Genomic DNA, 23,035 nt, shown 5'->3' with positions numbered 1-23,035 from the left:
CTGGCAACAACGGCCGTAGATCGACACCAACGGAGATTAACCCGAAAAAAGGAGGCCATACGCAGCTGTTAGTGATCAGACCTGCAGATCCGCAGGGGTCACAAATCCGATCAATTGCCCACTGGATGGCTGAATATCACGCCAAAATTCTAGGTCAAATTCAAGGACTGTCGTGGACGCACTGGGATGCTGACGAAATTTTGCATGTTCTACCGCCCCTTTAACCAATCCCTCAGCCAATGCTGCTGTTCCCGGATTATGGGCCAACATCAGAACAGTTTGTTCAGCACGTTCCTGTAGGCGTGCTAGCATCCGTCCCGGAGGTGCCAGATACAATGAATCCTGAAACTCAACCGTCTGTTCGCCAATACTTTCAACCAGTCCATTCAGCGTTTCCCGGGTTCTTGTAGAAGTGGAAGACAGTACAACATCTGGCGCGAATTCGTTCACAGCAAGCCACTTGCCTATCGCCAGTGCCCCGCGTTTACCGCGATCAGTTAGCGTTCGTTCATGGTCATCAAGGGTCGGATCATCCCAGCCGGATTTGGCATGGCGCATCAGGATCAAGCGTTTGGTCATAAATTATCTTTCAACAGTCAGGTATTCGGATCCATCCAACCGGATACCCAATGAGAAGCCGCTGGAACTCCAGATATCCCTCATTACATTCACAAACGCCAGAAAATCCTTCCCTGACATCTAAGATCACCCAGAATTTATACCCCAGATCCCCCTGAACAGCATCGGTTCATAAGAAACCTTCGCTAAGTGCCACATGACAGAAATCTCATTTTTCCACCTCTTTTTCAGGAAGAGGATTTCTGATCTTCGGTAAATGCCCGCATATGAAATTCCGATTGCGCATCTTCCCGGCCGGATTTCTGACTAACGGGACAGGCCCGGCGCGCAAGACAGCCCTGCGTCATACAGCGCTGACCTTCAGCCGTTCGCAAATGGCTTTGACATGCAGCAACATCATACTGTTCACCACTCAGCGCACCCACTGGACAGCGTGTCAGACAAGGGGAGGTTACGCAGGTTCTGCAGGGGTTGGTGCCCGAAAGCGGCGCAAGCTGCACATGCCCCGTCAACCGCAACGCCCCCCGCAACGAAAGCATCATCCCAGCCCGTTGATGCACCAACATCTGAACAGGCGAAGCCCAAGCTTGGCCTGTTCTCAACGCCCATGAAAAAAATGGAGGGTAAGGCGGTCCGTCAGACGGAAACGCTGCCACTGCCCCAAGATCCTGCGCAATCCCCTTGATCACCCGTTTTGACCAACGGTCCAGCGGATCTGCCAGCCCATCCGCATATTCAGGTGAAGCGGTGAAAAATGTCCAAAACCCAGGTTCGAGCGGGATCAACAATACAATTGTGTCGTCACCATCCCAAAGCATCCCGCCAATCGCCAGACAAGCTTTCGCAGCAAGGCGTTCTATTTCTTCCGAAACGGCAACCACAAGCTCCACCCCAATTTTGCGGGTTTGTCATCACGCCACCACAAGCCAATTTCCATATCGTCATGCCCTGCTGCGGGCTGTGCAACATATGTCCCGAACACCCGATCCCAGATCGACAGCGCAAATCCGTAATTGCTGTCATGTTCATGGCGATGCACCGAATGATGCACGCGATGCATATCTGGCGTCACCAGAACCAGTCGCACCACACGATCAACCGCCAATGGCAGTCGCATATTTGCATGGTTAAACATAGCGGTCCCGTTCAACATGACTTCAAAGATCACCACAGCAATCGCTGCAGGGCCAAGGGCATAAATCACGCCAATTTTAATCAGCATAGACATCGCGATTTCCACCGGGTGAAACCGGATCGCGGTGGTGACATCCATATCGCGATCGGCATGATGCACCCGGTGCAGACGCCACAAAAGAGGAACTTTATGGGTCACCATATGCTGGAACCAGATGGCAAAATCCAAAACCAGAACCGCAGTTACAATGTCCATCCATCCAGGCAAAGCCAACACATTCAACAAGCCCCATCCCTGATGTTCAGCATCCGCAGCTGCGCCCACAGCCAACAAGGGCAAGGCAACCGCCATCAGACGTAACGTCAGGGTATTTAGCAGCGTCATCGACCAAGCCGTGATCCAGCGAGCACGACGTGGCAGGCTACGTGGGCGGCGGGGGATCCAGGTCTCAATGCCAGCAAACAACACAAAGAGACCCAGAAAAATGCTTAGGCGGATCAGGGCTTCATTTTCCATAGCCCCATATGATCACAGCCATCGCCCCGGTCAATCACCCGGCGGCCACAGCCGCGTGCATTTGGGGCAAATGCGACATCACGACTGTGTCAGGCGCGATCATAGACGCCAGATCCGCATTTTCAGACGCCCCCATAAAGGCTTCACCGGCCGCTTTGGCATTGGCCGCATTGTCCCAATACACAAGGTCTTCCCAATGATCGCCATCTTTGACCAGCGTTCTATACATAAATCCGGGCTGTTTTTTCGCCCATGCGCTGGTGGATTCGGCAGCCTTCAGAAAGGCTGCTTCATCGGTATTCGGAAGGGTTTTAAAACGTACGCGTTCAAGAACAGACATATTTTGATCTCCTGTGATCTGGTTATCAGCAGGTTATAAAACATCCCTCCTGACAGCCTTCTGTCAGGAGGATCAGCTGTCGGCGCGAATAATTGATCCAGCACCGTGATCAGTGAACAATTCCAGCAGGCAGGCGTTAGGCGCACGCCCATCTAGGATCACCGCAGCGCGCACACCACCTGCGATGGCATCCAAGCAAGTTTCAGTTTTCGGGATCATGCCGCCCGCGATCACCCCATCCGCTGTCATCTGGCGAATGTGTTCAACAGTCAGTTCGGTTACAACCTCACCCGATGCGTCACGTACACCATCCACATCCGTCAGAAGCAGAAGACGGTCTGCTTCCAATGCCGCCGCAATCGCACCAGCCGCAGTATCGCCATTGATGTTCATGGTTTCACCATCGCGAGAAACGCCAAGCGGTGCGATCACCGGAATGGTATCGGCGTCAAATAAAGTCTGCAACACACCTGTATCTACAACAGAAGGGGTCCCCACAAGCCCAAGCGCCGGGTCGGTCACGTCACAGGTGATCAGGTTCGCATCTTTCCCGGATAGGCCAACCGCCCTGCCCCCTTCAGCATTGATCGCCTGAGTGATTTTTTTATTCACGCGGCCTGAAAGAACCATTTCGACCACTTCAACTGTGGCTTCATCCGTGACCCGTTTACCGTTTACGAACTCAGATTTGATATCCAACTTCCCCAGCATTTCGTTGATCATCGGGCCGCCGCCATGCACAATCACGGGATTCAAACCCACCTGCTGCATCAGCACAACATCACGCGCAAAGGTCGCGATTGCATCATCATCCCCCATGGCGTGACCACCCATTTTGATCACAACAACTGCCCCATCATAGCGTTGCAGATACGGCAGGGCCTGGGACAATGTACGGGCGGTGGCGATCCAGTCTCTGTTCATGGCGTCTTGTTTCTTCATCTGTGTAACCTGGTAAAACGGTGATCTTCGGATCAGATCAATGTCGAAATAATACTGCGCAGGGTTTCAATCCCAATCCCTTTTTCAGAACTGGTCATGACAATTTCAGGGAAAGCGGCAGGGTGTTTTTGCAGTTCCTTACGGATCTGGTTCAGGGTCTTGTCCCGTTCGCCGGCCTTCACCTTATCCATTTTGGTCATCACCACCTGAAAAGCCACCGCGGAACGATCCAGCAGAGACATAATTTCGTGATCAACCTTTTTCACCCCGTGGCGCGTGTCAATCAGCACAAAGGCACGACGCAGCGTGGCGCGGCCAGACAGATAGTTTTTCAACAGACGTTGCCATTTTTCAACGACAGGCAGTGGCGCATTCGCAAAACCGTATCCTGGAAGGTCGACCAGATAATGGCTGTCTTCCCCTGCACAAAAATAGTTGATCTCTTGCGTACGACCCGGCGTGTTTGAAGCCCGCGCCAGCGCCTTGCGCCCAGTCAGAGCATTGATCAGACTGGATTTACCCACATTGGAGCGCCCGGCAAAGCATACTTCAATCCGATCATCCGGCGGCATGCCATCCATCGCAACCACCCCTTTCAAGAAGGTGGTTTCGCCCGCAAACAGCATACGGCCCTTTTCACGGGAAAAATCATCTGGTTCTTCTGCGAGGGGAAATTTCACTTCCATCAGAGCACCTCAACCTTATCATCGACGGTGATTTCACCGGCTTTTGTTACAACCGCATGCACACCCATTTCCTGTATGCCCCAGCCGCGTTTCAACGCGCCCAATGTGTCGGCATCACGCAGCCCGGTCTCAGGGTTTGCTTCTGTCATACGACAACGGGTGATTTCCCTGCGGATAAAAAATTCTGCGCTGCCGATGCGAACAGTCTTCCCGATCCAGCTGCGTTCTTCCCAGGCATCAAGCCCTGCAATCAACATATTCCCACGCCAGCGCAGCGGCGAAATACCCTGCCCCAACACTTCACCAATCGCTTGATTGCTTGCGAGGTTCATCAGCGATAAAGACACCGTCTGACTGTCAGTCATCGCGTTATGCGCCTTTATGATCTTCACAGGTTTTGGCCGCCCTTCCGGGGTGAAATCCTGCAACCAATCAATCAATCGCATCTGGTCTTGGGCGTCATCCGGGTTAAATGTAATCCCGGGTTTCTTCGGATGGGTCAGCGTCATCGTTTGGCTGACCTGATCCACACGACATTCCAGTCCCTGCAGCATCGGAACAGATGCCCCGCGAGAAAAATTCGGGCAGCGATGCCAACCATCTTTAGACGCATCCAGCTTCGCCTTTTCATGCGCCACGGCCCAGAGTCGATCCAACGGCAAAGCGCGGCCGATCTCCAGCCGCGCGTTTACCATTGCTTCACGTCCATGCGCCTTAATCGGGTGGCGCCAGATCTGGGCGAGTGTCCCCATCAGCTGCTTTTCTCACGCTTCTTAAAGCCAGATTTAATATTACCGAAGATATCCGGTTTATGTCCGTGGCTGCGCATAATCGCATATTGCTGAATGAAGGTGATCGTGTTGTTCGCAATCCAGTACAGAACCAGACCTGATGCAAAACCACCCAGCATGAACATAAACACCCACGGCATCCATGCAAAAATCATCTGCTGTGTCGGATCTGTGGGGGCCGGGTTCAGCTTTTGCTGCAACCACATAGAAATACCCAGTAGGATCGGCATAACACCAATAAAGATCAGCGCAAGGATGCTTTCAGGTGCAGGCGCGGCCCATGGCAGAATGCCAAATAGGTTGAAAATCGTACTTGGATCTGGCGCAGAAAGATCTCGGATCCAGCCAATCCATTCCGCATGACGCAGCTCCAGCGTTACGAAAATCACCTTATACAAAGAGAAAAAGATCGGGATCTGAACAAGGATTGGCAGACAACCGGCAGCCGGGTTCACCTTCTTTTCCTTATACAGCTTCATCATCTCCTGCTGCATTTTCTGACGGTCGTCACCGGCACGTTCTTTCAGTTTTTCCATTTCAGGCTGCAGTTCTTTCATCCGCGCCATTGAAACATACGATTTATACGCCAGCGGCAAAACCATCGCTTTGATCACAATGGTCAATGCAATGATCGCCCAGCCCATGTTGCCAATCAGGCCATTCAGCGTGTGCAACAACCAGAAAATCGGCTTGGTAAAGAACGAGAACCAGCCCCAGTCGATGCTGTCGATATAATCGGTTACGCCGGCATCTTTTTCGTAATTGCGGATGGTTTCCCATTCTTTCGCACCTGCAAAGAAACGGGTTTCAATCACTTCTTCTGTACCTGATGCAACGGACACCGTCGGCAAGAGGGTTTCTGTGATGTAAATCTCGCGATTATCGATATAGCGTTCTTTGGCTGTAAACGACTTGCCAATACCAGGGATCAGCGTTGTCATCCAATAATGATCTGTAAAGCCGATCCAGCCGTCATTTGCGACGGGGGTCAGAACCGCACGGGATCCTTCATTCGCCATATAATCAAGGCCCGTGATATCGTCATAGTCCGTTTCTTCCCGAATGCCATCCGCCATGCGGATCGCGCCTTCGTGCAAGATAAAGAAACCTTTTAGATCAGCTGGTTCACCATGACGCGCGATCAACCCGTAAGGGGCAAGGCCTGCGGTGGTGTCGCTGTTGTTCGTGACAGACTGTCCAATGGTGAACATATAATTCTCATCCACCGCGATGTTGCGACGGAAGACTTGGCCAACGCCATTATCCCAGATCAGGGTTACCGGTGTCGCCGGGGTCAAAACTTCGCCACTTTCAACAGACCAGATCGTTGATGGACCGGGAACGTTTTCAGTTGTCAGTACACCACCTTGTACAGGGCGCCAGCCATGCTGGGCATAATATGGTGCATCAGAACCATCTGGGGAAAGAAGGGTCACAACATCCGAATCTGCCGCTTGGGTTTCACGGTAATCGTTCAGACGCAGATCATCGATCCGACCGCCACGCAAAGAAAGGGAGCCGGACAAGCGATCAGAACTGATCTCAATGCGGGGTGCTTCTGCCTGAGGTTCCGACGTTGTTTCCGCTGGAACAGCAGCAACCTGGCCACCCGATGCAGACACCGTACCTGAACCTGTCAGCTCAGACGTGCTGGTAACTTCGGGTGCATTCGGATCGACAACAGGTTCAGGGGCCGGGAAAAAATATGTCCAAGACAGCATTACCAACGCACTCAGCGCGATTGCTAGAATGAGATTTTTGTTCTGGTCGTCCATGCGATCCCGCCCGTTTTCCCTGTTGAAACTCAGAACGGGTTGAACAAGCCCGGGGCCAAAAGGTCAAGTGGATTCAGGTCAGTTCGGCTTTCTGGTCGCAGATTCAGGCCTTTTTCAGCTTCTGCCACACGATACACCGGCAAAAAACGGTTATCCGATTTTTCGGCCAATCCGCAAAGTTGCATCAAGCCTGGCCTCATGCAGGTCAATCCAGCCGGGCAAATCTTCAACCGCCATGGGGCGTGCTACACCAAAACCCTGCACATGCCCGCATCCAAGTTGCGCCAGCATCGCATGCTCTCCGGGGGTCTCCACCCCCTCTGCCAGCGTTTCCAGTTGCAACTGTTCCGCCATGGTCAAGATCGCGGAAACCATACGTTGCTGTTGTTGGTCTTCGTCGACTTTGGTGATGAAAGACCGATCAATTTTCAACCGCCCGACGGCAAAACGTCGGATACTGGAGATGGATGCATGACCGGTCCCGAAATCATCAAGATCAATATAGCACCCCATTTCAGACAGACCCTGAATATTACGTGAAATGACATCACTGTCATGATCTGCAATCACATTTTCAAGAATTTCGATGCCCAGGCGCTGCGGGGCCAAATCAAACCTGTCAAGTTCCCAACGGATTCGATCCACAAGCCGCGGATCACGCAATTCTGCATCTGAAAAATTCACCCCCATCACAGGAAGAACTGTCCCCGCCTGATCAAGAGATTTCAAAGCCGTCAACGCATGAAATAATATCACTTCGCCCAGACGCCCGGACAGACCGGAAGCTTCGATCACCGGAAGAAAGTCGGATGGCGGAACGACACCTTTCTCCGGATGTATCCAACGCGCCAGCGCTTCTACACCGGTCACTTTCCCGGTATTTGTTGACACCTGTGGCTGATACCACGGTCGGATCTCACCGTTAGAAAGCGCAAGCTCAATACGTTCCCGTAGCGCAGGATCGGGCATAGCAGCCGCCTGCATGTCCTGGGTGAACGCACGTATGGAACCTGCCCCTTGCTGTTTTGCCTCACTCAATGCAACTTCACTGGCATCAATCAACGCTTCGGGGTTACTGCCAGGGCTGCGCGTCAACAGACAAAAGCCAGAACAGGCCGATAAATGCACATTCATACCATTCACCACCAGAGGTTCCTCAATGGCTTCATGCAAGCGTGCGGACAATTGTATCATCGCCTCCAGATCGATGCGCCGAATTGGTGACAATCCCAGCAAAAACCCACTGCGTCCATTGCGCGCCAATACATCCGTACTGCGTAAAACAGACAGCATTCGCGCCGTGATCTGGCGCAGGATTTCATTGCTGACATCTTCTCCCAAACGACTGCGCAAACCATTGAAGTCATCAAGTTCCAAAGAAAGGCATGCCGTTGATCGCCCCTTCCCTGGTGCTGTCAGAATCCATTCAGACAAAGTTTGCACCAACCCGTTTTTCAGAACCAACCCCGTCGCCCCATCACGTGGCACATCCGCAAAATTCATTACCACCATGCGCGACAGTAGAAGATACAACAACGAAATACTGATGCCCGTGACAAGCAACCCGGTTTCGCCAAAGATTTCATGCCCAATCAGCATCACAACCGGCGTCAACACAATCAGGCTTCCCGCATTGGTCCGCACCGCGCGCTGGCAGATAAATTTTAACCTAGAATATAAATTACTGTCTGAAGCTCGCATAGATCCGCCCTGTTTCCCCTTTCCGGACATTCCGGAAGTCAGGCGAAGCCTAGCGGTTCCTTTTCAGCGTACCGTTAACGCAGGACAGGAATTTCCGTCGTATTTTCATCAATTTCACCGGGAACCACGGCTTCTTTACGCCGCGCCAAACCGACAAAATCAAACAGATTAGGATCCAGCAGGTGCGAAGGCCGTGCATTCATCAACGACCGAAACATCACCTGACGCCGGCCTGGGCTGTTCTTTTCCCAACCATCCAGAATTTGTTTCACCTGCTGGCGCTGTAATCCATCCTGCGATCCACACAGATCACAGGGAATCACAGGGTAATTCATTGCAGCTGAAAATTTTTCGCAATCCGCTTCGGCCACATGGGCCAAGGGGCGATAAACAAACAAATCCCCCTCTTCATTTACCAGCTTCGGTGGCATAGTTGCCAGACGCCCGCCATGGAATAGGTTCATAAAGAATGTTTCCAGGATATCATCACGATGATGACCCAGAACCACTGCTGAACACCCTTCTTCCCGAGCAATCCTATACAGGTTCCCCCGACGCAAACGCGAACACAACGCGCAATAGGTCCGCCCTGCAGGCACTTTATCTTTCACGATAGAATATGTGTCTTCATAGACAACTTTATGTGGCACCTGCATTTTTTCAAGGAATTCAGGCAGAACCGTCGCAGGAAACCCCGGCTGTCCTTGATCAAGATTACAGGCCAGCAATTCCACCGGCAGCAACCCGCGCCACTTCAGTTCATGCAAGACCGCCAGCATTGTATAACTGTCCTTGCCTCCGGACAAACACACCAGCCAGCGCGTGCCGGGCTCAATCATCCCATATTGTTCAATCGCTTCACGTGTCGCACGCACAATGCGCTTACGCAGCTTCTTAAACTCAGTGGTTGAGGGCGCGCCGTAAAACAGCGGATGGATATCGTCAGCTTCATCATACATGGCGCTGCAATAGTCCACCCGATCAGACATATCAAGCGCAGGTTCTGCGCCATAACCGATCAGGTTATCCGCACTCCCTGCAACGACAAGACCACGCCCGAATACCCTTGAACCCACACAATTCTGGGAAGAGATATCGATTATTTCATCATCACTCGTGGCCGCCCAAGCAGAACACGCAAGGCCCCGCCACAAGCCTTAGATCACCTGTGGGGGCGTCATTATTACAAACACATGAAACAATAGGATTGCGACTTCACCAGTTCACACCACCGGTATTTTCGATCACAGCGGTTCTACAAAGATTAACAGCATATCAGACGAAATCCCCACACACAGTAAACCCCAGCTGATCATCGCAGTTTAATTCTGATCATTCTCGTGTGAGGTGCCGTTTTGACAGGCTTTATCAGGCACAGGATCATAACCTTCGCCGCCCCATGGATGACAACGACATATGCGATGGGCCGTCAAATAGCTGCCCTTCAGGCCACCATGTTTTTCCAACGCTTCCATCGCATAAGCCGAACAGGTGGGCTGAAACCTGCACCCATGCCCCACCCATGGCGACAACAACAGGCGATACGCGCGTATAGGCAGAGACACGATATGGGCCAGGGGGCTCATGCGGTTTGGGCCGGATGAGCGTTGCTGTGCACTTTCCCCAAAGCCTTGCGCAGGTCTTTACGCATCTCCTGAAAATCGCGTTCAGCGGTCACCTTCGCACGGCCAATCAACACATAATCACATCCCGACAGCCCGAATTCCGGCAGTTCAAGTCGGGCGATCTCGCGCAGGCGTCGTTTCGCACGATTGCGCGCAACGGCATTTCCCACTTTTTTGGAACAGGTATAGCCAATACGCATACCTTCCGCTTCATCAGGGCGACGTTTGCGCATTTGAAGAATGAAAGCAGGCGCAATGGCGCGTTTTGCGCGGGCAACTTGCAGAAAGTCGCGACGCTTTTGCAGAACCGTTAGGCAAGCAGAAACCGCCGCGGGCGTTTCCACCCCGGCGGTTACAGCTTTGATCTCAGCATCGGGCGCAATCATCGGGAACTCCCGTTCGCCCAAAATCTTATGCGCTGAGTTCTGCGCGGCCTTTTGCACGGCGCGCGTTGATGATCTTACGACCAGCTTTAGTTGCCATACGTGCGCGGAAACCGTGGCGGCGTTTACGAACGAGGTTCGAAGGTTGGTATGTGCGTTTCATAGCGCGTCTCCATCATGTTGGCCGGCGAAATCCACAGCAGATTCGAAAGCCTTAATCTCTGAAGCCCGGTCATTAAGGGGCTTATGGCCGGAAGTCAATTCATAGTCAGGTATTTTATCCCCCTGCCCCCGGATTTTCCGGTCACCTAGGGTGAAACCTGTAAACATGCCCCTGAAACCACCCTAAATTTTTGCAACATTCGGCCTCAAGAAATTTAAACTATTACAGTTTCCGCCCGTTTTCCACCCTTTCAGCCCGATTTCGATCACCCCTGATCAACCCCGCGTGATCCCCCTGTTGCTTTGTCTCGGAACATAGCATGTTAGCCACAACGAAAATATGGAAACTGTCATGTCAGAGAAAACTGCAGAAAACACAGCCCGTCGCCTGCTGCCCTTGTTGGTGATCCTGATGGTTGCTGTTGTTGGGGCTTTTACCCTGCGCGACCACCTTAGTTTTGAAGCCCTTGCTGCAAACCGCGAAACCCTAACATCATTTCGTGACAATAACTACTTGCTCGCACTGCTGTCCTTTATGGCCGTATATATTGTTATCGTTGCATTTTCCCTGCCCGGTGCGACGATCGCAACCCTGACCGGAGGCTTCCTTTTCGCCACGTTCCCAGGTGCGTTTTTCAACATTACAGCTGCAACAATTGGTGCCGTGATCATATTTCTGGCCGCCAAATGGGGACTGGGTGAAAAGCTGGCCGCGAAAATGGAAAACTCTGACGGGGCCGTTAAAAAGATCAAAGACGGAATAGATGAAAACCAATGGTCTATGCTATTTCTGATCCGGCTTGTTCCGGCTGTTCCGTTCTTTTTGGCCAACCTGATCCCTGCATTGGTCGGCGTATCTTTGTGGCGGTTCACTATATCTACCTTTATCGGCATCATTCCTGGCGGCATTGTGTACACGTCGGTCGGGGCCGGGCTTGGCGAAGTCTTCGATCGGGGTGAAACGCCCAACCTTGGTATAATCTTTGAGCCACATATTCTCCTGCCGGTTCTTGGTCTCTGCGCCCTTGCGGCCCTGCCGATCCTTCTGAAAAAATTGTCGAAAAAGGCCTGACCCATGAAACGTATCAAAACAGATCTTTGCATCATCGGCGCCGGGTCCGGCGGGCTTTCCATTGCTGCGGGGGCAGTTCAAATGGGGGCTGATGTTGTCCTATTGGAAGGGCACAAAATGGGAGGCGACTGCCTGAATTACGGGTGTGTCCCGTCAAAGGCCCTGATCGCCGCAGGCAAAGCGGCGCATGCGTTGGAAGCCGGTGAAAAATACGGGATTGCAAAAGCAGTACCCCAGATCGATTTCGCAGGCGCTAAAGCACATGTTGCCAATGTCATCAAAACCATCGAACCACATGATTCCGTTGAACGTTTCGAAGGTCTCGGGGTCAATGTGATCCAGGAATACGGAACGTTCATTTCCCCGACAGAAATTCAAGCCGGTGACACTACTATCACCGCACGACGTTTTGTCATTGCGACCGGCTCTTCCCCGCTGGTGCCGCCAATCCCCGGGCTGGAAAACGTGCCATATGACACGAATGAAACCATTTTTGAACAAACAGAACGCCCAGACCACCTGCTGATCATTGGCGGCGGCCCTATTGGAATGGAAATGGCCCAGGCGCACCGCCGACTTGGTTGTCAAGTCACCGTCATCGAGGGGGCAAACGCTCTTGGTAAAGATGATCCAGAAATGGCTGAGATTGTTCTGAATAACCTGCGTACAGAAGGCATTCAGATCGCAGAAAATGCCCTGGCTGCTGATATCCGAAAATCCGGCGAGACAATCGAAGTGGAAACACAAGATGGTCGGATCTTCAAAGGTTCACATCTGTTGATCGCCGTTGGTCGCAAACCCAACATTGAACGACTAAACCTTACTGTTGCTGGCATTGAAACAGATCGAGGCCTGATACAAGTCGACGCAGGCCTGCGCACGAAAAACCGCAAAGTCTATGCCGTTGGCGATGTGGCATCCCCGCTGCAGTTCACCCATGTCGCCGGCTATCACGCAGGGATTGTAATCCGGTCAGCCCTGACAGCAATGCCGGCCAAAGCCCGCACAGATCACATCCCATGGGCCACTTATACAGATCCGGAACTGGCACAGGTCGGCCTGACCGAAGCGCAGGCACGTGATAAATATGGTGCAAAACTGGAAACCTTGCGATTTAGTTTCGAAGGAAACGACCGTCTGATCGCCGATGGCAAGGCAAAAGGACTGATCAAAGTTATGGTTGTAAAAGGAAAACCCGTGGGTGCATCCATCGCCGGCCCACAGGCCGGTGAACTGATCAACACCTGGGCGCTTGTCATTGCCAATGGCCTAAAAATCGGATCCATCGCTGCAACGGTTGCACCCTATCCGACAGTCGCAGAAATAAATAAACGTGTTGCGGGTGTTTACTATACGCCCAGATTGTTCGAGTCTGACATGGTAAAACGAGTAGTTCGAGCCGTTCAAAAATGGCTCCCCTAAGGTCAATGGCTGGTTCAAAAATGGGTCTCAATACACTTTCCGGACGCTTCCTGATTCTAACCGTCATCTTTGTGATGTTGGCCGAGGTCATGATTTTCGTGCCATCCATCGCGCGTTTCCGCGAGGATTATCTGCTTTTACGGCTTGAACGCGCACAGATCGCTGCCCTCGCGGTTCTGGCAAATGACATGATCGAACCCGACGTCGAAGCAGAACTTCTGGATTCCGCGGGCGTGTTCAACGTGGTCCTGCGCCGCAACGATTCAAGTCAGTTAATTCTGTCCTCACCGATGACCGCAATGGTGGATGAACGCTTTGATCTGCGGGATGCCCCTGCAACAACCCTAATGATGGACGCGGTCCGGCGTCTTTTTGACACGACCCCACGCGTCATCACACTTCTGGGTCAGCCCGTACGCGAAGGTGGGCTTCTAATCGAAGTCACCATGAACACCGGCAGCCTGCGTATGGCGATGATAGATTACGGTCTGAACATCCTGCTGTTGTCTGCTGTGATATCCGCGATCACGGCGCTGATGCTTTTCGTTGCGGTGCGCGGCATTATCGTCTTGCCCATCAAACGTGTCGTCGCCGTCATGCAGGCCTACGCCCGTGCGCCCGAGGATGCCCGCACAGTGATCATGCCGGATTCCGGAGTGCAAGAATTGCGCGAAGCAGAAGAAGCCCTTGCATCAATGCAAACCGAAATAACCAGCGCCCTGCGTCAAAAAGAACGCTTGGCGCAGCTCGGCGGCGCAGTGGCAAAGGTCAGCCATGATCTGCGCAATATCCTGACGGTCACGCAATTGATGGCCGATAGGATGGAAGGCTCTGCGGACCCAACGGTTCAAAAGGCTGCCCCTAAACTTATTAACTCCGTCTCGCGCGCCGTGAACCTCTGTGAAAGCACACTTGCCTTTGGTAAAGCCGAAGAACCCGCCCCCAATCTAAGTCAGGTACATTTGTCTACACTGGTGGATGACGTCATCGAAGGCGAACGTCTCGCTGCAGGATCTGACAGCGTTGTCATGATCAACGGTGATATACCCAAAACTCTGGAAATCCGTGCCGATGCAGAACAGCTGCACAGAGTTCTCTCAAATCTGGTTCGAAATGCCCGCCAAGCCGTTGCCGCCACCGGCAATGAAGGAAGTGTATTTATTTCTGGCATCGAAGACGAAACTGAATGGTGCCTGCTCGTCCGCGACACGGGCCCAGGCCTCCCCCCTAAGGCCCGCGAGAATCTGTTCACGGCCTTTCAAGGAAACGCACGGAAAGGTGGCACAGGCCTTGGCCTGACCATCTCAGCGGAACTGATCCGCGGCCATGGTGGCCGCCTTGAACTGGCCGGAAGCGATGAAACCGGCACCTGTTTTGCAATTCATATGCCCAAACAACAGGAAGTTCGTTGATTTGGGGTGCCTCAATAGTGAAATGAATTTCTTCTGCAAAAAATGCATTTTGCCCCTTGCAGCCCCCGCCACATAAGCTTAAACCCCACCTCAACGGACCGATAGCTCAGCTGGATAGAGTACCTGACTACGAATCAGGGGGTCGGGGGTTCGAATCCTCCTCGGTCCGCCACTTACATTGTTGTGAAAAGACACATAGTTTTGCCTTTTCTAACCGAAGTCTTACCTTTTGCGCCACATAGTTTTGCCATTGGATGATTTTCGGACAAAATAACTCCCACCAAATCTAGTGATTCTCCGAAATTTTCGGGTGAGAGCACAGCACTTTGATGCTTCAGAATAAGCTATGCCTTCACGCCCTGTTCGGGAATTCCGTTCACGAAGGGCGGATACCGGTCATTTGCTCCACACGCGAAAGCCCTGGATTTATTTCTCTAAGCGGACGTTTGGAGGATTACTCCATTCGCAGGAATCCTTTGTATCTGGGCACGGCTGGTGCACACATCGCAACGCGCCAGCCAGTACCCCCCGGAACGTTCCGGCTTGCTGTCAAAGAGCAGCGCCCTTGAATTGAGAAAGGGAAATTCCGACGGCCTGCAGGGCAGACCGTGTTCTTGCGGCGATGTTGATCGACTGAGGTGTATCGCCATGCAAACAGATCGTATCGATGCGGGTCGGGATATGCTTGCCGCTTTCTGCGATGATCGCACTGGCCCGCACCATTTCCACGATACGTCGGCTGGCAATTTCCGGGTCATGGATGACGGCGCCCGGCAGGCTGCGGTCGACCAGTGTGGCATCGTTGTTATAGGCCCGGTCGGCAAAAATTTCGCAGGCTGCTTTGCAGCCCAGTTCTGCCGCCGCCGCCTGCTGGGCGGTCCCGGCCAGAACCATGACAATGATCTCGGGGGCGACCGATAAAGCGGCGCGATAACAGGCTCGCGCAATTCCTGTGTCTTCAGCGGCCATATTGGCCAGCGCGCCGTGAAGCTTCAGGTGCCGGACCTCACCGCCCGCGGCCCGTGCCATGGCCTGGGCCGCACCCAACTGATAGCGGATCAGGTTGCCAAGGCTTTCATGTGACACCGTCATGCGTCTTCGGCCAAAGCCCTGCAGATCAGCAAAGCCGGGATGGGCGCCGATGCCGACACCATTTTCGACCGCAGCGCACATGGTGCCCGCCATCACATCCCAGTCGCCAGCATGAAACCCGCAGGCGATATTGGCCGATGTCACAGTCTGCAGCAGGGCATTGTCATCTCCCATGATCCAAGGGCCAAAACTTTCGCCCATATCAGCATTCAGATCGACAGTTTTGCTCATGGTATAGCCTTTTCCAGATCGTCGCCGGCGGTAACGCCGCTGATGAGTTGATAGGATAACAGGTCGGGTATGGTCCGGGGGTCCCGGATCAGTGGGCGCAGCGTCTGTCGCAGTCTTTTTCGTCGCTCGTGTTCGCGCCTTTCGACCTCCATCGCCTCTTCCAGGCTCAACAATCGAAAGCGCAAACTCGCCCCTGGCCTTGCCTGCGCAACGCGCGGCAAGTCAGCAGGAAGGACCGATCCGATACGGGGATATCCGCCCGTCGTCTGGCACTCGCAGAGGAGCACAAATGGTGTACCATCGCCGGTGATCTGGATATCGCCGGGAACGATGACTTCGGACAGAATGCTAAGACCCGTCTCGTTTTGAAATCCGTCGCCCTGCGGCAGGAACCTTGCACCCATGCGGTTTCCGCGAGCATCACGGTTAAACTCAGTCGTCTCAAACCGAGTGATTTCAGCCGGGTCGAAGAATTCCGTCTGCAAGCTCGGCACGAACCGCACTTCACCGCCGTCAAAGCGCGGCTCCGAGTCGACTCCTAGACCGGTGATGTCGGGATTACCGTCTTCGCCGACCGGTAGGCAGGACCCAGGTTGAACCGGTGCGCCAACGCCCGCTGTCAAATGAGCGCTGCGCGCCTCCAACCGCGATGGGGTTGCCAACCCACCCCCCAGATGCAGATAGCCATAGGTTCCGCTTTCTGCCGCACCGATCGACAAGCGCGTTCCGGCTGGCAGAGAATGGCTGGCATTCCAGGCTATTCGGACGCCGTCGATACTGGCCCGCATCGGTGCACCGGTGAGTGCGATGCGCATATCCTCCGTCGCCTCGAATTCGCCACCCATTCCGGCCATTTCGAGGGCGGCGTGGCCTTCGTCCTGTCCCAATAGCGCCGCACCTTCAACCAGCGCCAGCCGGTCGGCAGCTCCGCCACGCGATAAACCGTAGGCGAGATAACCGGGCCTCCCCTGATCCTGAACCGATAACCCCGGCCCCGCACGATGGACATTCAACGCACGCGTCATTGCAGCACCTCCGACGTCGCGCCGCCGTCGGGGCCGCTGGCACGCATGTTGGCCAGTTCCTCTGCCGTTGTCGGCTCGAAGAGCACCTCGTCGCCCGGACGCAAGACAAAAGGAGTCGCATCGTCTGGGCGGAACAAGCTGAAAGCTGTCTGCCCGACATGCCGCCATCCTGTCGGGGCTGAAACCGAAAACAGCACGATTTGCCGAATGGCTACGGTAAGCGCACCGATCGGCACCTTGTCAGTCAACGCAGTCTGGCGCGGGATGTCCCACTCGGGGGGAAGTTCGCCAAGATAGGGCTGGCCCGGTGCAAAGCCGATGGTCTGGACCCGGACTCGGCTTTGCGAAATCGACACCATGGCTTCCTCAGGCGATAGACCCGCGACCGCAGCTGCCTCATTGAGCTGCGGAGCCAGGTCAGTCCCATAAACCGTTGGGATCCGCCAGAGCCTGCGACCAGTCGGCAGCGCGGCTGCAAACCAGTCCTGTTGACCAAGCAACTCTCTGAGAGAGGCGCGCATTGCGGCGTGGCCTTGCCACAGTGGATCAAAACGCAAGTAAGTCGAGACCATCGAAGTTGAGGTTTCTTCAACACCGACCCAGTCGGCACGTTCGATTGCGTTGCGCAAAGCAAGCGCGGCCCGGTTTGCAGGTTCACTCAGGCGATCTCCGAAGCTGACCAACAGGCCGTCGATGCCGACAGTTCTGATCTGTGGCCATTCTGCCCCTGGCGGGGTGCCACCGGAATTAGAAACAAGGATAGTCATGACGGTCTCTCAGGATTTGACAGCAACGGAAATCACAAAGCTTCATTGCAAAGCTGCAGGGAGATAGAGCGCGATCTGCGGAAAGGCGATAAGTGCGACAACCATGATCAACATCATGATGACATAGGGAATCGTACCCAGCATTACTTCGCTCATCTTGCCGGTTTTACGCGCACCCTGCACCACGTATAGGTTCAGCCCGACAGGCGGTGAAATCAGCGCCATTTCGATCAGGACAATCATCAGAATCCCGAACCAGACTACGTCAAACCCCTGTTCGACAACCAACGGTACGATAATTGGAATGGTGACCACCATCAGCGACAATGTCTCAATGAAGAAGCCCAGCACGATATAGATGCAGACCACCACAAGGATCGTCATCAGCGGCGAAAGCCCGAGGCCGTCAAGAAAGGCCTTCAGTTCGGCGCCAAGCCCGGCAGATGCAAGCGTGAAGTTCAGGAATGATGCACCGATGACAACCAACATGATCATCGAGGTGATCTTGATAGTGCCTACAACGCTTTCACTGATCATGTTGATTGACACTCCGCCAAAGAATGCAGCAATGACCAGCGCACCGGCAACACCGACAGCGGCTGCTTCGGTCGGGGTCGCCCAGCCTTTATAGATCGTGCCGATGATGGCTCCGAACAACAGCACGATTGGCAGCAACTGCAGCAGCGATTGAAACATCTGAGCAATGGGGAAAAAGCGACGGGTGCCGCCCAGTTCCGGACGGATCATGCAGATCAGAACCGTGATTGCCATGAAACCTAACGCCAGAAGTATTCCGGGTAAAAGGCCTGCAAGAAAGAGCTGCGGAATAGAAGATTGCGTCAAGAAACCATAGACAATCAGATTGATGGACGGCGGGATCATGATGCCCAAAGTACCACCCGCAGCAATGGCTCCGGAAAACAGCTTGGGATCATAGCCCAATTTCTCGGCCTGCGGCATGGCAACCGTGGCAACCGTGGCGGCGGTAGCCACAGACGAACCCGATATCGCCGAGAACATCGTCGCCGTCGCAACATTGGCATGTACTAAGCCGCCCGGCAGCCAGCTAACCCAACGGTCGAGCGCAGCATAAGTGCGGGTGGCGACGCCGCTGCGTACCAAGATTTCGCCCAACAGCACAAAGAACGGGATGGCGATCAATGTGGCGTTGTTAGATGTTGACCAGACCAGGTTCCCCAGCCCTTTGACCAGAGGAAACGGACTAAAAAAAACGTCAACGCCAAAGCCAAGCAGGAACAAGACTATTCCGACTGGGATGGACAGGGTGAGAAGGGCCAGCAGCCCGACAGAAACAGCACCAATCATTTCAGGGCCTCCTCTTCGCCAAATGTGCCGATCGCAGATTCAGACTGGTCAAATTCACCGCGCAGGATCAGTAGGATAGCGGCGAAAAGAGTGAACCACGCAACAATGGCGAACCAGAGCCAGCCGGCAAACCAAGGGATCTGTACCAGTGCAAGAGGCGTTTCAAGTGGTGTATTGGCACGTGACCCATTGGACAGGGACCGCTCGACAACCGGCCAGCACCGGAGCGCAATTAACGTGATCGTGCAGGACAAGATTGTCATCGAGAACAGATCGAACACCGACCGGCCGAGGGCACCGGCGCGCCCCCGGAGAAAATCGATGCGGACGTGGCTGAGTTCCAGAAGGGCAAATCCCATACCCCAGGAAGTGACGATTGCCATCACATATCCGCTGATCTCGTCAGTTCCGCCCAGAGAGGACCCCAATTTTCTGATGATGATTTCGACCAGCACAAAGGCGGCGCAGCCCAGCAGTACGATTCCAATCAGCATCGCCACCCATCTATTAAGTCGTTTCATCAATGCAAGTATTTGGTGTGCCATTGCGATCCCCTCCTCCTGTGTCTTTTTGCTACTCGACTGCTATCGTAACGCCGACAGTATTACCGACCGATGCATTCCAGCGTTCGGCCCAGTCGGCACCAGCGCGCTCGGCCCATTCCGGCAAAACCTGATCGACCAGCACATCTCGCGCCTTGGCGAATTCCTCATCAGAGACTTCGACCAGGGTCATCGTGCGCGCATCACCAGAGGGACATTCGCCATTGCCAGTTAGGCAAGCGATATCATTCACCAATGCATCTTGCGCCGTCGCCCAGGCCGGTGCCTCGAACTCAGCCGCAACCTGCGTACTGATCAGCGTTTGAGTATCCGCATCCAAGCTGTTCCATTTGTCCATGTTCATGGCCGTTACAACGCTATCCCATCCGCCGAGCGGGATAGGAAGAAGATGAGTGGAAACCTCCCACCAACCAGCGCTGTAGCCTGAACCAGCTCCAGTTACTGCACAGTCCACAACGCCTTTCTGCAACGCGCCGGGCACTTCGGAGAAGCTGACGTTAACGCCCTCGGCTCCCAGTGCTTCGAGGAATTTCGCCGTCATGCGACCGGAGGCGCGTACTTTGAGACCTTCGAGATCTGCAAGGCTGGAAACTTCAGCGTTACAAAAAACGACCTGGGGCGGATAAGGTGCGATCGCCAGAACGTGACTGTTGAACCGGTCACGATAAATATCAGAAACCATCGGGCGAGCCGCGTCGACCATCGTCTTTGCTTCGTCTGCCGTCAACGCCAGCAGAGGGACGTCCAAGCCTTCAAGCTCCGGCGCGTCGGCTACCGCATAATCGGCCACGGTCATAGCCACATCATAGACACCATCGCCAAGTAGCCGATAGACGTCACCGACGCCTAGATTCATCTGGTTGTGCGTGGTCAGCGCCACTGTGATGCTGTTGCCAGACGCGGCAGGCAGCGTTTCACTCCAGAACGGTGCCTCATGTTGCTTGTGCAATGGCAGGCCGGACCAGCTGCCGACGACCGACAGATCTTCGGCCATTGCTGGTGTAACGAGGGCTGCCGAGACTGCTAGGATGCCAATGGTTCTCTTCATGATTTCTCTCCTTGTTGGTTATGGTCGTGCGTTGGCGTGTGGGCTGAGATCACCGGCACTTCGGCGTCTTCGGCGATGTCGGTGATCAGCATGTACCCGGGCTTGTGAGTTATGCAGAGAGGAAGACCGGCAGCCTCGAGCGCAACCTGAGGGGTGACGCCGCAAGCCCAGAAAACAGGCACCTGATCATCACCCACCGGGGCCGGATCGCCCCAATCAGTATGACCGATATCCATGATGCCAATCTCCGCCGGGTCTCCAATATGGATGGGTGCTCCATGTGCCAGTGGGTAGCGCCGCGAAACATTGACGACTTCAGCAAGGCGGCTTTGCTGGATTGCCCGCATGCTCACCACCATTTTGCCGCTGAACGGACCGGCAGGAACGGTATCGATGTTAGAGCGGAACATCGGCACGGTCTTATTATTGTCGATGTGCCAAAGCGGGATACCCGCCTGCTGAATGGCGTGTTCAAAAGTGAAAGAGCATCCCAGCGCAAAGGCGACCAAATCGTCAGTCCAGAGATCTGAAATATCGGAGACGGTATCATCCAATAGGCCATTGCGATAAATGTTGTAGGCTGGAACATCGGTACGGATGTCGATGTCGTGCCCCAATGTGAACATCAATGGGTTTCCGGTGTCGGACACTCCAGTCAACGGACAAGGTTTTGGATTGCGCTGACAATACCGCATAAAGTCAAGCGCATACGACTTCGAAAGAATGGCCAGATTGGCCTGAAGCAGGCCGCGTCCCAACCCCGCTGTGTGGGCTGTGTATTTCCCGAAGCGGACAGCTTTGCGCAAGCTTGGCAGATCACTATTCAGTAAAGTTTCATAGGTGACGGGCACGATTGTTTCCTCCAGATGGAAGAATGTTGGCCGTCACGACTTATAAAATCAAATCGATTTTTCTTCTACATACCTATCAATTATTTTTATCATTCGTAAATTTGGTCGCCACTTCCAACGCGGTTTTTGCAGCAGTTTCAACCATATGGCTCTTTGGCTCGCCAAGATATGAAGCTGAAAACTGCAGGGGTTGCGGCACCCAACCGGGGTTAAACTCACGGATTCGACCGTCGTTCACGTATTCCTTCCCAAGCGCTTTGGGCAGAACTGCAACCCCAAGATCCGCTTCAACAAGACGAAAACAGGCTGACAATGACGACGATGGAAACAGAGATACGCCCGGCCCGGCCCGCTCGAACAGCATTTCCTTGAGCTCACGAAAGGGGCGTGTATGGCGGGCGTAGGTTAGAACCGGTCTGGAAAGATATCCGATCTCAACGGCATCTTGAGGTGCGTCGGCCGCAGCATACCAGGACAGTTCAAAACCGGGCAGTTCAACATTTTCCACCGAATAGTCCGAAATAGGCCCCAACAAGATGGCCAGATCAATCTCCCGGTTCAGCAATCCGGCCCGCAGGTTGATGGAAATGTCGACGTTGAATTCGATTTCGAGCTTTGGGTAAAGCGCATGAAGTCGTGAAATAAGTTCCGGCAGCCAGCACTGGGCGATGGTCTCGGACACCCCCAACCGCAGATGACGTTCAATTCCGGCGGGGTCAATCAGATCCTTTTGAACAAGCTCGGACAGATGTTCAAACTGCTCGGCATAAGAGATCAGCAATTCGCCCCGTTTGGTCAGGTTCATGCCGCTGGCAGTTCGGTCAAAAAGCTCGCAAGAAAGGCTTTCTTCGAGATTCTTTATCCTTGCCGTGATAGCGGGTTGCGTCAGGTGCAATGCGACCGAAGCTTTTCGCACCCCCCCCAGACTGTCTGACGTCAGCACCCGTTGGACAGATTTGAGGATTTGAATAAAGGAGGATTTCTGGTTCATCTTATCGATTAGGAGATCGAGATGACGAAGAAACCAATCACATCGAAAGACGCCGCTGACAAGGTGGTCAAAAACATCCGTCGCAAGACACGTCAAACTTACTCAGCTGAAGAGAAGATCCGCATTGTTTTGGCCGGTCTGCGTGGCGAGGAGAGCATTGCCGTTCTTTGCCGCCGCGAGGGCATCGCAGAGAGCCTATATTACAGCTGGTCCAAAGAGTTCCTTGAAGCAGGCAAACGTCGGTTATCGGGCGATACTGCGCGGCAGGCCACGTCTCCAGAAGTGAAAGATCTGCGTTCGGAGTCGCTGGCATTGAAGGAGTGCGTGGCTGATCTGACGCTTGAAAACCGCCTGCTCAAAAAAAGCATGACAGGAAATGGGGGATACGAGGTATGAGGTATCCCGCGTCCGAAAAGCTTGAAATCATTCGCACAGTTGAGGGCTCTCATCTGCCGGTCAAGCAGACGCTTGATATGCTGTGCATTCCGCGCAGCACGTTTTACCGATGGTACGATCTTTATGTCGACGGCGGTTTGGATGCGTTGGCGGATCATTCGCCGCGTCCCAAATCTGTCTGGAACCGCATTCCCGATGCCCGCC

At 53.8% G+C, this 23,035-nt stretch carries 24 protein-coding genes, 1 tRNA gene and 1 pseudogene; 5 read left to right on the top strand and 21 right to left on the bottom strand.

Features of this window, described 5'->3' with window-relative positions; translation table 11 throughout:
- Positions 1-75: 75 nt before the first annotated feature.
- From ACPGUT_RS07355 to rpmH, 13 genes are all read right to left on the bottom strand, one after another.
- Positions 76-579 (bottom strand): SixA phosphatase family protein, encoded by a 504-nt coding sequence (locus tag ACPGUT_RS07355; protein ID WP_423989905.1) that lies wholly within the window; start codon positions 577-579, stop codon positions 76-78.
- A 227-nt stretch (positions 580-806) separates the two neighbouring features.
- Positions 807-1,460 carry a ferredoxin gene (locus tag ACPGUT_RS07350; RefSeq protein WP_423989903.1) on the bottom strand — a complete coding sequence of 218 codons (654 nt, stop codon included), beginning with the start codon at positions 1,458-1,460 and terminating at the stop codon, positions 807-809.
- Entirely contained in the window at positions 1,436-2,230 is a 795-nt protein-coding gene (locus tag ACPGUT_RS07345) for a sterol desaturase family protein (protein ID WP_423989901.1), read from the bottom strand. The genes ACPGUT_RS07350 and ACPGUT_RS07345 overlap by 25 nt, the downstream gene beginning before the upstream one ends.
- 34 nt (positions 2,231-2,264) lie before the next feature.
- Entirely contained in the window at positions 2,265-2,570 is a 306-nt protein-coding gene (locus tag ACPGUT_RS07340) for a hypothetical protein (RefSeq protein ID WP_423989899.1), read from the bottom strand.
- Positions 2,571-2,642: 72 nt separating this feature from the next.
- Positions 2,643-3,512 (bottom strand): acetylglutamate kinase, encoded by an 870-nt coding sequence (argB, locus tag ACPGUT_RS07335; RefSeq protein WP_423989897.1) that lies wholly within the window; start codon positions 3,510-3,512, stop codon positions 2,643-2,645.
- Between the two features lie 32 nt (positions 3,513-3,544).
- Complete coding sequence (gene yihA / locus ACPGUT_RS07330; protein WP_423989895.1) at positions 3,545-4,198, bottom strand: ribosome biogenesis GTP-binding protein YihA/YsxC; 654 nt, start codon at positions 4,196-4,198, stop codon at positions 3,545-3,547.
- Positions 4,198-4,950: an MOSC domain-containing protein gene (locus ACPGUT_RS07325; protein WP_423989893.1), complete on the bottom strand. Its 753-nt coding sequence runs from the start codon at positions 4,948-4,950 to the stop codon at positions 4,198-4,200. The genes yihA and ACPGUT_RS07325 overlap by 1 nt, the downstream gene beginning before the upstream one ends.
- The gene (gene yidC / locus ACPGUT_RS07320) at positions 4,950-6,764 is read right to left on the bottom strand and encodes a membrane protein insertase YidC (RefSeq protein ID WP_423989891.1); all 1,815 of its coding nucleotides are present in this window, start codon (positions 6,762-6,764) and stop codon (positions 4,950-4,952) included. Before yidC ends, ACPGUT_RS07325 begins: the two co-directional genes overlap by 1 nt.
- 150 nt (positions 6,765-6,914) lie before the next feature.
- Complete coding sequence (locus tag ACPGUT_RS07315; RefSeq protein ID WP_423989889.1) at positions 6,915-8,381, bottom strand: putative bifunctional diguanylate cyclase/phosphodiesterase; 1,467 nt, start codon at positions 8,379-8,381, stop codon at positions 6,915-6,917.
- A 158-nt stretch (positions 8,382-8,539) separates the two neighbouring features.
- The gene (gene ttcA / locus ACPGUT_RS07310) at positions 8,540-9,424 is read right to left on the bottom strand and encodes a tRNA 2-thiocytidine(32) synthetase TtcA (protein ID WP_423989971.1); all 885 of its coding nucleotides are present in this window, start codon (positions 9,422-9,424) and stop codon (positions 8,540-8,542) included.
- 363 nt (positions 9,425-9,787) lie between these two features.
- The gene (yidD, locus tag ACPGUT_RS07305; protein ID WP_423989887.1) at positions 9,788-10,051 is read right to left on the bottom strand and encodes a membrane protein insertion efficiency factor YidD; all 264 of its coding nucleotides are present in this window, start codon (positions 10,049-10,051) and stop codon (positions 9,788-9,790) included.
- On the bottom strand, positions 10,048-10,476 hold the full coding sequence (gene rnpA / locus ACPGUT_RS07300; RefSeq protein ID WP_423989885.1) for a ribonuclease P protein component: 429 nt from the start codon (positions 10,474-10,476) through the stop codon (positions 10,048-10,050). Before rnpA ends, yidD begins: the two co-directional genes overlap by 4 nt.
- 25 nt (positions 10,477-10,501) lie before the next feature.
- Positions 10,502-10,636, bottom strand: a complete 135-nt coding sequence (rpmH, locus tag ACPGUT_RS07295) for a 50S ribosomal protein L34 (protein ID WP_039017738.1) — start codon at positions 10,634-10,636, stop codon at positions 10,502-10,504.
- A gap of 351 nt (positions 10,637-10,987) precedes the next feature.
- On the opposite strand from rpmH, the gene ACPGUT_RS07290 reads away from it, so the two are divergent.
- From ACPGUT_RS07290 to ACPGUT_RS07275, 4 genes are all read left to right on the top strand, one after another.
- Positions 10,988-11,707, top strand: a complete 720-nt coding sequence (locus ACPGUT_RS07290) for a TVP38/TMEM64 family protein (protein WP_423989882.1) — start codon at positions 10,988-10,990, stop codon at positions 11,705-11,707.
- 3 nt (positions 11,708-11,710) lie between these two features.
- On the top strand, positions 11,711-13,129 hold the full coding sequence (locus ACPGUT_RS07285) for a dihydrolipoyl dehydrogenase family protein (protein ID WP_423989880.1): 1,419 nt from the start codon (positions 11,711-11,713) through the stop codon (positions 13,127-13,129).
- A 20-nt stretch (positions 13,130-13,149) separates the two neighbouring features.
- Entirely contained in the window at positions 13,150-14,541 is a 1,392-nt protein-coding gene (locus ACPGUT_RS07280) for a sensor histidine kinase (protein ID WP_423989878.1), read from the top strand.
- Between the two features lie 95 nt (positions 14,542-14,636).
- A tRNA-Arg gene (locus ACPGUT_RS07275) sits at positions 14,637-14,713 on the top strand.
- Between the two features lie 377 nt (positions 14,714-15,090).
- On the opposite strand, the gene ACPGUT_RS07270 is transcribed toward ACPGUT_RS07275, so the two are convergent.
- The 8 genes from ACPGUT_RS07270 to ACPGUT_RS07235 all read right to left on the bottom strand — a co-directional run bounded on the left by ACPGUT_RS07270 (position 15,091) and on the right by ACPGUT_RS07235 (position 22,435).
- Positions 15,091-15,864 carry a LamB/YcsF family protein gene (locus tag ACPGUT_RS07270; protein WP_423989876.1) on the bottom strand — a complete coding sequence of 258 codons (774 nt, stop codon included), beginning with the start codon at positions 15,862-15,864 and terminating at the stop codon, positions 15,091-15,093.
- Positions 15,861-16,889, bottom strand: coding sequence for a biotin-dependent carboxyltransferase family protein (locus tag ACPGUT_RS07265; protein ID WP_423989874.1), 1,029 nt, complete (start codon positions 16,887-16,889; stop codon positions 15,861-15,863). The genes ACPGUT_RS07270 and ACPGUT_RS07265 overlap by 4 nt, the downstream gene beginning before the upstream one ends.
- Positions 16,886-17,656, bottom strand: a complete 771-nt coding sequence (locus tag ACPGUT_RS07260; RefSeq protein ID WP_423989872.1) for a 5-oxoprolinase subunit B family protein — start codon at positions 17,654-17,656, stop codon at positions 16,886-16,888. Before ACPGUT_RS07260 ends, ACPGUT_RS07265 begins: the two co-directional genes overlap by 4 nt.
- Positions 17,657-17,698: 42 nt before the next feature.
- Positions 17,699-18,982 carry a TRAP transporter large permease gene (locus ACPGUT_RS07255; protein ID WP_423989870.1) on the bottom strand — a complete coding sequence of 428 codons (1,284 nt, stop codon included), beginning with the start codon at positions 18,980-18,982 and terminating at the stop codon, positions 17,699-17,701.
- Positions 18,979-19,527 carry a TRAP transporter small permease subunit gene (locus ACPGUT_RS07250; protein ID WP_423989868.1) on the bottom strand — a complete coding sequence of 183 codons (549 nt, stop codon included), beginning with the start codon at positions 19,525-19,527 and terminating at the stop codon, positions 18,979-18,981. Before ACPGUT_RS07250 ends, ACPGUT_RS07255 begins: the two co-directional genes overlap by 4 nt.
- A 28-nt stretch (positions 19,528-19,555) precedes the next feature.
- Positions 19,556-20,593, bottom strand: a complete 1,038-nt coding sequence (locus ACPGUT_RS07245) for a TRAP transporter substrate-binding protein (RefSeq protein ID WP_423989866.1) — start codon at positions 20,591-20,593, stop codon at positions 19,556-19,558.
- A complete protein-coding gene (locus tag ACPGUT_RS07240) occupies positions 20,590-21,444 on the bottom strand; it encodes a putative hydro-lyase (protein WP_423989864.1) in 855 nt (284 codons plus the stop codon). The genes ACPGUT_RS07245 and ACPGUT_RS07240 overlap by 4 nt, the downstream gene beginning before the upstream one ends.
- A 76-nt stretch (positions 21,445-21,520) precedes the next feature.
- A complete protein-coding gene (locus ACPGUT_RS07235) occupies positions 21,521-22,435 on the bottom strand; it encodes a LysR family transcriptional regulator (RefSeq protein ID WP_423989862.1) in 915 nt (304 codons plus the stop codon).
- A gap of 21 nt (positions 22,436-22,456) precedes the next feature.
- Here ACPGUT_RS07235 and ACPGUT_RS07230 point away from each other — a divergent pair.
- Positions 22,457-23,035: pseudogene (locus ACPGUT_RS07230) on the top strand (transposase); the annotation flags it as partial.

The sequence above is a fragment of the Halocynthiibacter sp. genome (genome assembly GCF_049608145.1).
Lineage (GTDB): Bacteria > Pseudomonadota > Alphaproteobacteria > Rhodobacterales > Rhodobacteraceae > Halocynthiibacter.
The sequence above is the reverse complement of the archived record's forward strand: the minus strand, read 5'-3'. Positions and strand labels throughout refer to the sequence as shown.